At 70.5% G+C, this 12,839-nt stretch carries 13 protein-coding genes; 6 read left to right on the forward strand and 7 right to left on the reverse strand.

Annotated features, from left to right (window positions below):
- Positions 1-647 precede the first annotated feature (647 nt).
- Positions 648-1,178 carry an EF-hand domain-containing protein gene (locus tag ACZ4XJ_RS33610; protein ID WP_468498376.1) on the forward strand — a complete coding sequence of 177 codons (531 nt, stop codon included), beginning with the start codon at positions 648-650 and terminating at the stop codon, positions 1,176-1,178.
- Between the two features lie 257 nt (positions 1,179-1,435).
- On the opposite strand, the gene ACZ4XJ_RS33615 is transcribed toward ACZ4XJ_RS33610, so the two are convergent.
- The 4 genes from ACZ4XJ_RS33615 to ACZ4XJ_RS33630 form a co-directional block, all read right to left on the reverse strand.
- Positions 1,436-2,341: a class I SAM-dependent methyltransferase gene (locus ACZ4XJ_RS33615; RefSeq protein ID WP_468498377.1), complete on the reverse strand. Its 906-nt coding sequence runs from the start codon at positions 2,339-2,341 to the stop codon at positions 1,436-1,438.
- Between the two features lie 79 nt (positions 2,342-2,420).
- Positions 2,421-3,527 carry an NAD(P)-dependent alcohol dehydrogenase gene (locus ACZ4XJ_RS33620; RefSeq protein WP_468498378.1) on the reverse strand — a complete coding sequence of 369 codons (1,107 nt, stop codon included), beginning with the start codon at positions 3,525-3,527 and terminating at the stop codon, positions 2,421-2,423.
- A 2-nt stretch (positions 3,528-3,529) separates the two neighbouring features.
- The gene (locus ACZ4XJ_RS33625; RefSeq protein WP_468498379.1) at positions 3,530-4,933 is read right to left on the reverse strand and encodes an aldehyde dehydrogenase family protein; all 1,404 of its coding nucleotides are present in this window, start codon (positions 4,931-4,933) and stop codon (positions 3,530-3,532) included.
- Positions 4,934-4,941: 8 nt separating this feature from the next.
- Positions 4,942-5,697 (reverse strand): (5-formylfuran-3-yl)methyl phosphate synthase, encoded by a 756-nt coding sequence (locus ACZ4XJ_RS33630; protein ID WP_468498380.1) that lies wholly within the window; start codon positions 5,695-5,697, stop codon positions 4,942-4,944.
- 307 nt (positions 5,698-6,004) lie between these two features.
- Between ACZ4XJ_RS33630 and ACZ4XJ_RS33635 the strand changes: the two genes are divergently transcribed.
- Positions 6,005-6,934, forward strand: coding sequence for a helicase associated domain-containing protein (locus tag ACZ4XJ_RS33635; protein ID WP_468498381.1), 930 nt, complete (start codon positions 6,005-6,007; stop codon positions 6,932-6,934).
- Positions 6,935-7,053: 119 nt separating this feature from the next.
- Here ACZ4XJ_RS33635 and ACZ4XJ_RS33640 read toward each other — a convergent pair whose 3' ends face one another.
- Positions 7,054-7,791: a nucleoside/nucleotide kinase family protein gene (locus tag ACZ4XJ_RS33640; RefSeq protein ID WP_468498382.1), complete on the reverse strand. Its 738-nt coding sequence runs from the start codon at positions 7,789-7,791 to the stop codon at positions 7,054-7,056.
- Between the two features lie 402 nt (positions 7,792-8,193).
- Here ACZ4XJ_RS33640 and ACZ4XJ_RS33645 point away from each other — a divergent pair, with 402 nt between their 5' ends.
- From ACZ4XJ_RS33645 to ACZ4XJ_RS33660, 4 genes are all read left to right on the forward strand, one after another.
- Positions 8,194-8,742: a transposase gene (locus ACZ4XJ_RS33645; protein ID WP_468498383.1), complete on the forward strand. Its 549-nt coding sequence runs from the start codon at positions 8,194-8,196 to the stop codon at positions 8,740-8,742.
- Between the two features lie 246 nt (positions 8,743-8,988).
- On the forward strand, positions 8,989-9,219 hold the full coding sequence (locus ACZ4XJ_RS33650) for a hypothetical protein (protein ID WP_468498384.1): 231 nt from the start codon (positions 8,989-8,991) through the stop codon (positions 9,217-9,219).
- A gap of 10 nt (positions 9,220-9,229) precedes the next feature.
- A complete protein-coding gene (locus tag ACZ4XJ_RS33655; protein WP_468498385.1) occupies positions 9,230-10,117 on the forward strand; it encodes a hypothetical protein in 888 nt (295 codons plus the stop codon).
- Positions 10,118-10,341: 224 nt separating this feature from the next.
- Positions 10,342-10,686, forward strand: coding sequence for a hypothetical protein (locus ACZ4XJ_RS33660; protein WP_468498386.1), 345 nt, complete (start codon positions 10,342-10,344; stop codon positions 10,684-10,686).
- A 71-nt stretch (positions 10,687-10,757) separates the two neighbouring features.
- On the opposite strand, the gene ACZ4XJ_RS33665 is transcribed toward ACZ4XJ_RS33660, so the two are convergent.
- Both ACZ4XJ_RS33665 and ACZ4XJ_RS33670 read right to left on the reverse strand, forming a co-directional pair.
- Positions 10,758-12,392 (reverse strand): hypothetical protein, encoded by a 1,635-nt coding sequence (locus tag ACZ4XJ_RS33665; protein ID WP_468498387.1) that lies wholly within the window; start codon positions 12,390-12,392, stop codon positions 10,758-10,760.
- 25 nt (positions 12,393-12,417) lie between these two features.
- A complete protein-coding gene (locus ACZ4XJ_RS33670; RefSeq protein WP_468498388.1) occupies positions 12,418-12,807 on the reverse strand; it encodes a hypothetical protein in 390 nt (129 codons plus the stop codon).
- Between the last annotated feature and the right edge of the window lie 32 nt (positions 12,808-12,839).

Genomic DNA, 12,839 nt, shown 5'->3' on the forward strand with positions numbered 1-12,839 from the left:
TCCACCTGCGGCAACAAGGGCTCCATCCGCTCCCACGCCGCCTCCGTCAACTCACCTCGACCTGTCACAAGATCAATTATCAGACAGGCTCTAGGGGCCGCGTCGTGTTGGTCACGGTGGACACCGCCGATGGGAAAGGGAGGGGCCCCCGGGGGTTCCACATCGATGCCTGCGTCCCGCAGGGCCTGGGTGGGGGCTGCCGGAGGGTCCGACGACGGTGAGCAGTTGGCCGGGGAGGTTGATGCGCAGGCCGCAGATGATGACCAAGCCCATGTGGCTTGCTCCGATGCCGACGACGCGGGTCATTCAAGAACTCCCCGTCCCCCCTGGGCGGGTGGTGCGACGCGGGGTGCGCGCCGGTGGTGGTAGGGCGGGCAGGAGCAGGGGTGACGGATGTCGCGGTGGCCAGCGCTGCGGTCCGGGCGGGGCGGGCCGCCCGTCGAGCCGGAGAACCGCCGGCTGGAGGTAAGCAGCCTCGCCCGGATCGCACGTGTCCTGCCCGACCCGCCCGAACTGATTAACGGCGGACTCACTCCTTCCGGTAACGGAGACCGTCTCACCGTCACGCCTCTCTCGCGGCACGGTTACGTAGGAGCACTCATTGAGCCAGGCCGGGATCGACAGGCCGCAGAAGACAGGTGACACACATGCGAACCGAGGCCGCCAAGCGAGTTGAACTGGTCTTCTCCCTCTTCGACGCCAATGGCAACGGCGTCATCGACTCCAACGACTTCGACCTCATGACGGGCCGTGTTCTGGAGGCGGCGGCCGCATCGGATGACGGCGCCAAGGCCGCTATCCGGGCCGCGTTCCGCCGCTACTGGACGGTGCTGGCCACGGAACTGGACGCCAACGGCGACGGTGTGATCACCGTCGAGGAGTTCCGTCCGTTCGTGCTGGATCCCAAGCGCTTCGGTCCCACGATCGCCGAGTTCGCCCAGGCGCTCGCCGCACTCGGCGACCCCGACAAGGACGGCCTGATCGAGCGCCCGCTTTTCGAATCGCTGATGACGGCGATCGGCTTCGAGAAGGCGAACATCCACGCGCTGTTCGACGCCTTCGGCCCGGATGCCGAGGACCGCATCACTGTGGCTACGTGGGCCTCCGGCATCGAGGACTACTACGCTCCGGACATGGCCGGGATCCCGGGCGACAAGCTGGTGGCTGCCCGGGTCTGAGACCGCGCGTGAGCGACTGTCCCGGGACGCTGTCGCTCGTGATCATGGAACGCCGCTCGGCGTCCCGGGCGCGGGCGGCGACCGCTACGACGCGCCCCAGCTCGTGCCTGTGCCAGGGTGTGTCCTACTGGGCGGGGCCTGCGGCAGGCCCCGCCCTCGAATCCTGTGCTCGGGCGGTCGTTCCTGTCCCGGTGAAGCCCCCGGCCAGGTACGGGGTGCCCGGCCTTGTTCGGACGTCGTCGTGAGCGCTGGGGACGTCATGGCCGGGGCTTGTGCGCGAGTACCCACCGGTTTCCCTCCAGCGCGTCGTTCGCCTCAGGGACGGGGCCCCGTCCGTGCCGGCGGGTGAAGTCGAAGGGCGTGTGCATCGAGGTGAACCAGCCCTTGGCCGTCAGGTCGCCCACGGAGTCGGGTCGTGGTCCGGTGTCGAAGAGGTGGAGCAGGTCGATGCCGATCTGTTCGCGCGTCGCCGTGTAGATCGGGCTGTCGCGGTACGCCAGCAGGTCCGGCTCCAGCTTGGCTTCGAAGGCCAGAGCGCTGCCTCCGGTGGTCAGCCTGTCCACCGTGTTGATGAGGTATGTCTCGGCGGGGCCCGGCAGGTAGAAGAGGAGTCCTTCGGCCAGCCAGACGCTCGGCACGGTCGGGTCGAAGCCGGCGGTGGTCAGCGCGGTGACCCAGTCCGCGCGCAGGTCGACCGGTACGGGGACGCGCTTCACCTTCGGGGCGGCCGACAGACCGGTGAGCACCTGCTGCTTGAAGGCCAGCACGCCCGCCCGGTCGATCTCGAAGACCACCAGGTCGGACGGCCAGTCCAGCCGGAAGGCACGCGTGTCCAACCCGGCTCCCAGCAAGACTACTTGGCGGGCGTCCGTCCGGGCCCACTGGAGGAGGAAGTCGTCGAGGACCCTGGTCCGCAGGCCGAAGTAGCGGGCGAAGCGCCCCCACAGCGGGTTGTCGTCCCCGTCCGGGACCTGCTCGATGCGTACCGGCCAATGGGTGCATGCCGGGGCGGCGCGTACAAAGTGTTCCGCGTAGGCGTCCTGGGCCAGGCTGTCGTGGCGGTGGGTCTCGATCGCCCGTGCCGCGGCGACCAGGAGGGCGGTCAGGCCCACACCTCCGTCCACGCCGTCCAGGTCTGTTTGCTGCGGCGCCGGGCCGGTCATGTGTCCTCCGTTGGCGGAAGTGGGAGTGCGGGGTGTCTGCTCGTGGGACGGAGTAGGTCTGCGGTGTGGGATGCCGCATTCATCGGCTTGTTCGCTCTGGGAGCAGGACGGGTTTGACCACGCGGCCCGCGTCGCAGTCGCGTTCGGCCTCGTTGATGTCGGCCAGCGGGTAGGTGCGGATCAGCTGGTCGAAGGGAAAGCGACCGGCCTGCCACAGCCCGGTCAGCCGGGGTATCAGCAGCCCGGGGACGGCGTCCCCTTCGCAGATGTGGCGGATGTTGCGGCCTCGGTCGAGCGTGCCCGGTTCGAGCGACAGTGGGGTGTGCAGGCGTGCCACCAGGCCGAGGGTGCCGGTAGGGCGCAGCGCTTGGAGCGCGTTGTTGATGAGCGGGGCCGAGGCCGTGGTGTCCAGGGCGTACTGCGCGCCGCCGTCGGTCAGCCGTCGGATCCGTTGGGGCAGTCCGGCCGTTGCGGCGGGCAGTGGGATCGCTCCGAACCGTTCGGCCAGGGCGAGCCGTTGGGGATGGCGGTCGACGGCCACGGTCAGTGCGCCGGCGGCGGTGGCCGCCATCACCGCGGCCAGGCCCACGGCTCCGGCGCCGAGGACCGTCAGGGTGTCGCCGGGGCCGGCGCCGAAGGTGTTCAGTACGGCTCCGGCACCGGTGAGGAATCCGCAGCCGAGCGGCCCGAGCAGTTCGAGCGGCAGCGCGGGGTCGACCCGGACGGCGTTACGGACCGGGACGAGCGCGTACTGGGCGAACGAGGACTGGCCGAACCAACGAGGGGCCAGCGCCTTCCCGGTCGAGTCGGTGAGCCGCGGCGGTTCCTCCTCGCGTCCTCCAAAGAGGTTGAGGGAGGCGAAGGAGTCGCAGTGGGCGGGGGCCGCGCCAAGGCAGTTCCGACAGTGTCCGCAGGAGTCGAAGCTCAGCACGACGTGGTCACCCACGTTGACCGTGGTGTCAGGGCCGCTGCCCGCCCGCACCACGACCCCGGCGCCCTCGTGGCCGAGGACGGCCGGCAGCGGGCTGCGGCCGGCGGATCGCCGGACCGCGAGATCGGTCCGGCACATCCCGGAGCCTGCGATCTCGACCAGGATCTCGCCGGGGGCGGGTTCCGTCCGCAGGGTCACCTCCTCGACCCTGAAAGGGTCCTCGTACGAGCGCAGTACGGCCGCCTGGAACCTCATCGTCACGCCTCCCGCGGGCGGTGGACGACGAACGGCCGGAGGTTGCCGTAGAGCCCCCACGGTCCGCCCGCGACGCCGACGCCGCTGTCCTTGACGCCTGCGAAGGGCTGGGCGAGGGACAGTTCGGCATGATGGTTGATCCAGGCCGTGCCGCATTCGAGCCGGTCGGCCACCGCCTCGGCCCGGTCGAGATCGGTGCCCCATACGGAGCCGCCCAGTCCGAAGCCGGTGCCGTTGGCCGCGTCGACGGCTTCGTCGAGGCTCCGGTACGGCAGCACCGGCAGGACCGGTCCGAACTGTTCCTCGGTCACCACCGGACTGCCGGGCGGGACGTCGGTGAGGATCGTGGGAGCGAAGAAGTATCCCGGCCCGTCCAGCCGGTGGCCGCCGGACGCCGCCCGGGCGCCGTCCGCCAGGGCCCGCTCCGTGAGCTGTTCGACCCGGGCCAGCTGCTGGGCGTTGTTGACCGGTCCCAACCGGGTTTCGGGGTCGAGTCCGGGCCCGACGGCGACGGTCTTCGCGCGCTGGGCGAGAGCTTCGACGACCTCGGCGTGGAGCCGGGCCGGGACGTAGACGCGTTTGACCGCCATGCAGACCTGCCCGCAGTTGCGGAACGCCGCCCAGAACAGCCGGTCCCCGATCCGGTCCACGTCGACGTCGTCCAGCAGGACGGCGGCATCGTTGCCGCCCAGCTCCAGGGTGACCCGGGCGAGCGAGCCCGCCACCGCCGCGGCGACGGCCCGCCCGGTGGGCACCGAACCGGTGAAGGTGACGTGGCGGATGCCCGGGTGCGACGCGAGGCGGGCACCGAGGGGTTCGCGGCCGGTGACGACGGTCAGTACGTCCTCGGGCAAGGCGGTGGCGAGGACGGAGCCGAGCAGCCGGGTGGCGAGCGGAGTGAACGGCGACGGTTTGAGGACCATCGTGTTGCCCGCCGCGAGCGCGGGCGCGAACTTCGCCGCCGCGAGCTGGAGGGGAAAGTTCCACGGCACGATCGCGGCGACGGGCCCGAGCGGGCGCCAGCGGACCTCGCTACGCACAGGCCGGCCGTCGTCGATCCGGCGGGTCCGGGGAGCCAGATCCGCGAAGTGGCGCAGACGGGCCGCAGTACGAGCGACCTCCGCGTACGACTCGGCCAGGGGCTTGCCCTGTTCCCGGGTGAGCAACCGGGCGAGGTCGTCGCCAGCCGTCTCGACGGCGTCGGCCGCGCCGCGCAACGCCGCGGTGCGGGCCGCGGGGTCGGCGCGCCAGCCGGACCAGGCTTGCTCGGCGCGGGCGACCACGCCGTCCAACGCGCCCGGCTGCTGGTCGGGGGCCTCGTCGAAGGTCTCCCCGGTGGCCGGGTCGACGACGGAGAAACGTACGGCCCGGCCTCCGGGGAGGCTGCCGGCCTCAGGCGTCGGCATGCCGGCGGTCAGTTCCCGGCGGGGACGCTGACGGCGTGCTCCCGGGCCTGCCGGTCCATCTCCGCCCGGAAAGCGGCCACCAGATGCGGCTGAATCCGTCCGGCGTTGCGGTCACCGCCCTCGCAGACCGCTCCCCGCACGCCCACGATGTCCGTGCCCATGCGGGTCAGCGCACCGAGGTCGGCCTGCGTGACACTGCCCGCGAGGGCCGCGAGCAGACCGGCGGTGTGGGCCCGCCGTACGAACTCGGCACAGACGTCCGGAGGAACGTGGTCGAACAGCCGGGTCCCGTCCTTGATGGCGGTGTCGAGCATGGCCGCGTCGGCACCTGAGCGGGCGGCGATGTCGGGCACGGCGAGCGGGTTGACGCAGCCGATGCGGTGGGCGTCGGCGTAGCCGGAGGCGACGACGAGCGCGTCGGAGCGATGGTCCTTCACCGCCCGGACGACCGCGCGCATGACCTCGATGCCTTGATCGGGCGTCGTGCATCCGTAGAGGCCGACCTTGATGTACGTGGCACCGGAGACGACCGCGCCGAGCGCGGCCTGCGCCACCGTGCCGGGCTTGTACGGGACGTCACCCACGGTGGCGGACACCGGCTTGTCCGCCGGTACCGCGTCGCGGATCTCCCTGATGACCCACGGGAAGTTCGCGCCGAGCGATCCCTCGTTGGGCTTCTTCACGTCGACGATGTCGAGGTGCTCCGCCGCTTTCGCACAATCGAGGGCTTCCTCGACACTGTCCGGGGAGATGAGAAGCAACACCACTGAGCTCCTTCCGCCGCATGTCCCCCTGGCCGAGGGACAGGGGTGCGGATCGCCTGGTTCATGTGCGGTGCGCCCATCATGTCCGTCACCCGTGACCACAGGCAGGGCGCACAGGGTTACCTGGGATGCTCACCCACACCCACAGTGCGCCGTGCATACCGGGATGAACCGGTCCCGCCGGCAACGTGGTCACGCGGAGTCGAGGACCAGTACGTGCCCGAGTAGTGCCTCTGTTCTTGTGTCAGAGGAAGGTCCGTCACGGCCGTGCCGTCCGTGTTTCGCGTCGGCATCGAGGCGGTCTCAGGTGGCCCCGAACTCACCGACATGCCAGCAGGACATCGCCACGCGAAAGAGGACACGAGATTCGGGACCCTACACGTGCGGGCTGCCGGAGTGGTTCGGCCGGACCCTGGACGCGTGGTCGGACACGATCGAGACCCGGGGCATCTCCGAGGTGATCGACAGCTACGACAATCTGATCGTGCACGTCGACCAGCAAGGTCTCTTCGGTGGGGACCGGCGGGAGGCCGATGTCCTGGCCGGCATCTTCGACGGCGAACAGAACCGGCTCGTGGGCGCCGCGCGCGCCTACTACGAACTGCACGGGACGCTCGCCGCGCCGCGGCACGCGACCGCCCTGGACGTCGCGGTCGGGCAGTGGCTGACCAACGTCCGCCGGCCCGGGGGACTCGGCAAGGACCCCGAACGCGCCGAACGCCGAGCCGCGGCGCTGGCCGCGATCGACGAGGACTGGAACCCCGCCGAACGCGGCTGGACCGTCGACTCGCAACGCCACCACGCCTACCTCGCCCAACTCCTCGCCGAGGGCGCCCGCCTGTCCGCGATCGTCCCGGGAGTGACCCGACACGGCGAGGACGTCGGCCGCTGGCTCACCACCCAACGCCGCGACTTCGACCGGCTCACCGAAGGACAACGGGCCCGACTCGCCGAGCTCGGCGTGAAGAAGGCCCCACGCGCCCGCGAAGACGGCCGGGGCCCTCCCCAGCCGAGCGCGGCGCGGCAGAGTTCCAGACGGGAATTCGTTGCGCAGTACCGGAAACGCGAGGGCGGGGGCGTTCCGGGGCGTGGTCACGTCGAGGAGCTCCCCGACGGGACCTCGCACCGGGCCGGGGTCTGGGTCGTGAACCAGAAGCAGCGGCGGGAGCGGCTGGCCCCGGAGCAGCTGGCCGCGCTCGCCGAGCTCGGCGTCGACTGGGCGGCGACCGCCCCCTGACGTCGGGGTGGGCAAGCCTGCCGGCGCGGGGGGCTTGCCCAGGCAGGTCTAAGAAGCCGTTGTCTTTCCGATCACGGGGACATCGGTTCGAGGATCAGTTGGCTGGACGCCCGCGCAGGCTACTCGGGCTGTCGGAGGTCGCCGATGCGGCGTAGTTCAGGGTGGTCGACGTCGTCGTTGCCGATGACGATGCTTGCTCGCGTGGCCGGGTCGGCCTCGGCCAGGTACTGCCGACAGGCTGCGTGATAGCGGTTGTCGAAGGCGTTCTCGGCCTGCTCAAGTCCGCCGAAGAGCGCGGCGTCCCGCGTAGTGCCGCGCCGCCGGGCGACGAGGAAGCTGGTGTCCGCGAACACGACCTCATCCCACAGGTGGGCCAGTTCGCTGCGCTGGAGGAAGCTGCCGTCCACGATCAGCACCGCTTCGGCCGGCGCGGTGACTGGCGGTTCGTCGATCTGCTGGTCGCTGGCCAGGTCGATGATGCGACCGCAGTAGCGGCGGTCGCCGCCGGGGCCCATCGGTGTGAGTACTGTCCGTGCGAACGCTGGAAGGTCGTAGGCGTCCTGGTAGTAGCCGACTGCTGAGTCGCGGCCCTGCCGGTGGCGGTGGGCGCGCGGGTGGTGGAACCCGTCCATGGACAGGTGAATCGCGGGTCGGCCGCGACCGGCGACCGCAGATGCCAGCGCGCGGGCCAGGGTCGTCTTCCCTGCGGCGGTGATACCGTCCACCGCGACCCGAAGCGGATGCCCGGGGTCCCGGGCCGTAAGGTGATCAGCGATCCGGCCAATGACCTGGTGGCGGGTGGGCTGGCCCGAGCGATCGTCAGGCTGGGTCGCACGGGTCTTGATCAGTTTTGCCACCCTGTGGATCCTACAATGTGCCGGCGTCAGCAAGCTGATCGGATGGCCCCGCTGCGGTTGAGAGGGATTTCGTCTCCCTCGCACACCGCAGCCCTGGCCGTGATGACCGTGGTTGTCTTTGCTGGCCTGAAGCAGGCACGGTCGTACTGATCTTGGTGATCGTGGGTTCGAGTGTGGCGGCTCGGTCGGGTGATGTTGGGTCCGGGTGCGCATAAAGACAGGGCCTCCGGTACAGCTCGGGTTGTCGAGGACCATCGAGCACGCCAGGAGGCCCTGATGTCGCAGTTGTACGCCCTTGCCGCGGTCGGCTCCAACTCGGTTGCTCTGGAGTGTGATTGCCTCGCTCACCGGTTCGGGAACGCCGGGGACCGGCCGCACAGGAGGCCGAGGTATCCCTCCGACATGAGCGACGGGGAGTGGGCGGTGGTCCGTGACGCGATACCCGTGCCGTCGTGGCTTGAGGGGCGGGGCGGTCAGCCGGAGGGATACTGCCACCGGCAGATGCTCAACGCGGTCCGTTACCTGGTCGCGGGCGGCATCACCTGGCGGGCGATGCCGGTGGACTTCCCCGCCTGGGACCGGGTCTACGCCTTCGCCCGGCGTTGGCGCATCTCGGGACTGCTGTCCGAGTTGCACGACCGGTTGCGCGGCCTGGTCCGCGAGGACGCCGGGCGGGATCCGGACCCCACCGCCGGCATCGTCGACTCGCAGACCGTCCGCGCGTCTGCGGCCGTGCCGCGGGCCACGTCTGGATGGGACGGCGGGAAGCGGACGCCGGGCCGCAAACGGCACGTGGTCGTCGACGCGCTCGGCCTGCCGCTGGCCGTGATGGTCACCGCCGCCAGTGTGCAGGGCCGCGACGCGCCCGGCCGCTACTCGAGCGCCTGCGCTCCCGATTCGCGAGGATCACTCTCGTGTGGGCCGATGGCGGCTACGCGGGCCGACTGGTGACCTGGGCCAGCGAGAAGCTCCAACTGAGCCTGCAGATTGTGAAGCGAAGCGACGAAGGGCGGGCCGGCTCTTCCTGACGTGCCCATGTCAGCTCGCTCTCTATGGCAAAGGTCGGATCGCGCCTCCCGATCGGAGACGCGACTGCCGAGCAGACCGGCGGCCGCGGCCCGCGCCCTTCTCCCACAGTCGGCCGTTCGTCCGTCTCGGCGGCGCACGCGGGCGCTTCGGCTCGACGACCCAGGCCTGATGCTCACCCAGAAGGCTTCGTGCGAGGCCCGGTTGTCGGTCTGGGCCGCCAACGCCGGCGCCGACGCTCTCGCCGGCGCTCTCACCACCCTGACAGACGGTGCGCTCGGCGCGGCACTGTCCCAACTGACCGTGGCGGGCACGGGCCGGTTGGCCGTGCCGGGTGAGGTGCCGGCCGCCGCACTGAGGCGGGCGACCTATCCTGGTCACCTCGCGTTTGAGGTGGGGTAGGGGGAGCCGCATGGCCGACGGGTGGATCCGCACCGACTGGGTGGAGACGGTGTCTGGGGATGGCATGTATCTGATGCAGACGCGTCTGGGGGTGAGGGTTTCTACGTCTGAGGGTCGCAAGTTCGTTACCTGCGCGCTGACCCGGAGGACGTACGTGGTGAGGGACGGTGTTGCCTGTCGGTATTCCGCCTACGCCCTCGGTCGAGACTGGAGCGGCGGTCTGGACGACTACGACGTCGACATTGTTTCCGCTACCGGGGGTCCTCCGATCCGGAACTTCTTCGAGCGGAACGGCGTGCCGACCGAGAATCTCGACGGCGCTGTGTTCCGTGGGAGTCAGGGGCTTGACGATGGCGAGTACACCGTCCGGATCGCTGCCGGAATGACGACCAGCTGGGTGAGTGGGACGGGACAGACCATCAAGCTGCCCGTCCCGGGCCATCAACTGGCTTTCGTCGTGGCGGGTTCCGCGCGGCAGGAGGTGCGCGCAACGACTGTCGGCCCGTCGGCCGCGCGGCCTTTCATGGAGATCCCCGTGGTCGACTGGTGCGACCAGCCCACAGCGGAGGCGGCGTGGGAGGCCTACCTGCACGGGAACGAAATCCGCCGGGATCATTTCGGAATCTTCTCCCCACGGCACCTGATGGGGCATCAACGCGGTACCGCTCTGGGGATTCTCCGGAGCAAGGGCTACCACATCCCCTCAAGCCCGCAACCGGCCAAGACGGGGCAGACCGGGCTGGGCGACTGGGGCGGAACATGGATGCAGGCCGATGTGCTCACCGCCCTGCGCACCGTCCCGGACGACACCGCGCAACGCGCGTGGCATCAGGGAGTAAAGGAAGCCCTTGACATAGCAGAGGAAATGTACGTCCTGTGGACTACCGACGTGTTCTGACCGGGCTCGCTTTCCCTCCACGACCGCCCCTGGCGGGCACCGTATAGAGCCCGGCCGCCACGACGGAGTGGTCGTGCCCGCCCGCCGGCAGCAGGCGGCCTGGTGGGCGCTACCCGGCCGGTACCGGATCGCGGCCCGGGGCCTGCTGCCGGCCGGCGCTTTGCTCGCGGTGGGCGGACCGTCTTGGTCTGGGGCAGACGGACTCCGTCTGCATATGTGGTGGCGTGCCGGTCCACGACGTCGGGCGGTCCATCGACCGGGAGCAGGGCGCCGAAGGGCGGTGCCGGTCTTGCCTCAACGCATGCTGCGTGCTGGACGCGGGCCCAGCTCCCGAAGAGATCGTGCAGGCGCTGCCGGCCGAGCGCGGGCCCGCACGGTTTCGCCTGGCGACCGAGGAGACCAGCCTCGTCCCCGTGCTGCGAGCCTTGCGCGAGATACACCAGCTGTCACTGGCCGATACCCAGCTGGCGGCCGTCGGCCTGGTCGGCACGTCTGCGGAAATGGCGCACCTGGCAGAAGGACTCCGCATGCGGTCGGTCGCCACGACCATCGCTCCGTCGCCCATCTGACCGCCCATGAAGCCGCCAGTGCGGGTGGACAAACGGTGCTTCGGAATTGCTGCCCATCAGCACAGCGCCGGTCATGGACGGTCACGGCCGGCCATCTGTGGGGTCGGGGTGGCGGGTGGCAGCGCGTCGAGGAGTTCCGGCAGGGTGCCCTCGAAGGTGGGCAGCCGTTCGGTCAGGGCCGTCCGCTGCTCGGGGGAGAGGTCGGCGAGGAGTGCCTCCAGCGCGGTCGTGGCGGCCTCTTCCACGTAGGTGGGGAACGGCCACAGGGCCCGTCCGGTCCACCAGTCCGTGAGGGCGTGGGCAGGGTGGGCGAGCTGCACGACGTCCGCGATCGTGATCTCGGGACGCCAGTCCTCGCCGTCGGGTGTGGCGGCCCACAGCGCGATGGGGCCCGAGGCGGTGGTGAGGCGCAGGGAGCGGAGCAGGTCGAGGCCTTCGGCCCGGTTCCGGAAGAGGTGGAGGAAGTTGTACTCGTCGGCGGTCTCCTCATGGGTCAGTCGGCGCACCAGGTCAGGTGGGCAGTCGGCGGACTGCACGAGTTCGCGGAGGTCGTACTCGGGGAGCCCACGGGGGTTCCACTTTGCGGGGTCGGCCGCCCGGCTGCGGGCGACGTCCCAGTCGAGGGGATACCACGGGTCCTCGGCCCGGGCGCGGCCGTGGGCGAGGAGGCGGCTCGGACGGTCGTGCCGGACGGAGCCCCCGTAGCGGTTGCGGCGGGTGCGCCGGTCGAGGGCCACGTCGTAGAATCCGTCGATGTGCTGGGTGAGTGCGACGTCCCGCTCCAGGGTCTCCACCGGGCCCTCCGGGTCGGTCAGGGCCCGGGTGTACGACTCCTTCGCCCCGGGCAGCAGCGGGACGAGGGTCAGCGCCTCGGCGAGCAGGTCGGTGCGGTCGGCGCGGGCCAGCAACAGCCCGGACACACACTGCTCATAGAAGTCGAGCACCGCTGTGCCGTCGTCGTTGACCGCGTGCAGGGCGAGCATGATATGTCCGGGTTCGGAGGCGTCGAAGCGGCGGGCCCGTTCCCGGGGGCTGACGAGTTCCGCGATGCGCCCGGCCATCGCCAGCGTCTCGGGCAGGCGCGGTACGGGCTCCGTCCGGCCGGCCCCGAAGGGACGGCCCGTCAGGACGTCGAAGGTGTCGGGGTGGGTGAGCCTGTCGTCGTGCAGGAGGAACAGGTTTGTTTCCGGGTCGTCCAGTTCCAGGAGCGCTGTGATGATCCTCTGGTCCGGAGCGGAGGGATACGGGCCTCCTTGGTCCATCCGCTCACGGTCCTTCGCGAGCTCCCGGCGTATCGCCAGGTCGCCGTGGCGTATGAGGGCGCGTGCCTGGTCGGAGTACCACGTGATCCGCTCCGCGAGCAGGCGGCGGCCGTCCGGTCCCATCCAGCAGACGATGGGGTCCACGGCCGGCCGGGGTGCGAAACTGATCATCCGTTCCAGCGCCTGGCCGATGGCCGTCCACTCGGGGGGCGGGGGGCACTGTCCGGTGCGCGCGGCCTCCTCGGCGGTGTCGGCCAGTTCCGCCATGGTGCCGGGGAAGTCGGAGGCCATCAGCGCCACGGCGACCAGCCACCGGTCGCAGTCCTCGCCGAGCCGGTCCTCCAGCAGATCGCCGGCGTCCATGGAAGAGTCGATCTTCTCCAAGGCGTTCCGCGCCGGCGCGGCGTTCCACCAGCGGTCTTCCCATTTGGGGGACATGGACATGCGAGTGTCTCCTGGTTCTGCGGGGTTATGCGTGGGTGGCGACGAAGTGGCACAGTTCCTCGCGGGGATCAGGGCCCTCGCCCCCGCGCCGGAGGTTCACGCCCTCCCCCGCGGGGATGCCGCTGAGCAGCATGTCGCGCATGGCTGTCACGGCCGTGGCGCTGGCGCGTGCGATGCTTTCACGGCTCTCCGGGGTGCCGTCGTCGGCGGCCAGGACGGTGGCCAGTTCGCGCTCCCATGCCAGGACGTCGTCCCACACATGCATCTGCATGTGCCCGGAGCCCGGGTGCTGGAGGCCGACCAGTTTCCATCCCTGGCTCTCCGTCAGGGGGGTGTCCGCCGACACCCAACCGCTCACCAGTTCGGCCGCGCGCGTGGCGAGTTGGGCGTCTGCTTCGTTCGGCGAATCGGTCATGTTCGCGACCTTAGCCTATTCTCGTCCGACCG

It is taken from the genome of Streptomyces sp. NPDC029836, assembly GCF_055574495.1.

Bases quoted from the DNA above. Each gene is read 5' to 3' on its own strand.
- ACZ4XJ_RS33610 (WP_468498376.1), top strand. From the start codon at position 648: ATGCGAACCGAGGCCGCCAAGCGAGTTGAACTGGTCTTCTCCCTCTTC.
- ACZ4XJ_RS33615 (WP_468498377.1), bottom strand. From the start codon at position 2,341: ATGACCGGCCCGGCGCCGCAGCAAACAGACCTGGACGGCGTGGACGGA.
- ACZ4XJ_RS33620 (WP_468498378.1), bottom strand. From the start codon at position 3,527: ATGAGGTTCCAGGCGGCCGTACTGCGCTCGTACGAGGACCCTTTCAGG.
- ACZ4XJ_RS33625 (WP_468498379.1), bottom strand. From the start codon at position 4,933: ATGCCGACGCCTGAGGCCGGCAGCCTCCCCGGAGGCCGGGCCGTACGT.
- ACZ4XJ_RS33645 (WP_468498383.1), top strand. From the start codon at position 8,194: ATGAGCGACGGGGAGTGGGCGGTGGTCCGTGACGCGATACCCGTGCCG.
- ACZ4XJ_RS33650 (WP_468498384.1), top strand. From the start codon at position 8,989: ATGCTCACCCAGAAGGCTTCGTGCGAGGCCCGGTTGTCGGTCTGGGCC.
- ACZ4XJ_RS33655 (WP_468498385.1), top strand. From the start codon at position 9,230: ATGGCCGACGGGTGGATCCGCACCGACTGGGTGGAGACGGTGTCTGGG.
- ACZ4XJ_RS33665 (WP_468498387.1), bottom strand. From the start codon at position 12,392: ATGTCCATGTCCCCCAAATGGGAAGACCGCTGGTGGAACGCCGCGCCG.
- ACZ4XJ_RS33670 (WP_468498388.1), bottom strand. From the start codon at position 12,807: ATGACCGATTCGCCGAACGAAGCAGACGCCCAACTCGCCACGCGCGCG.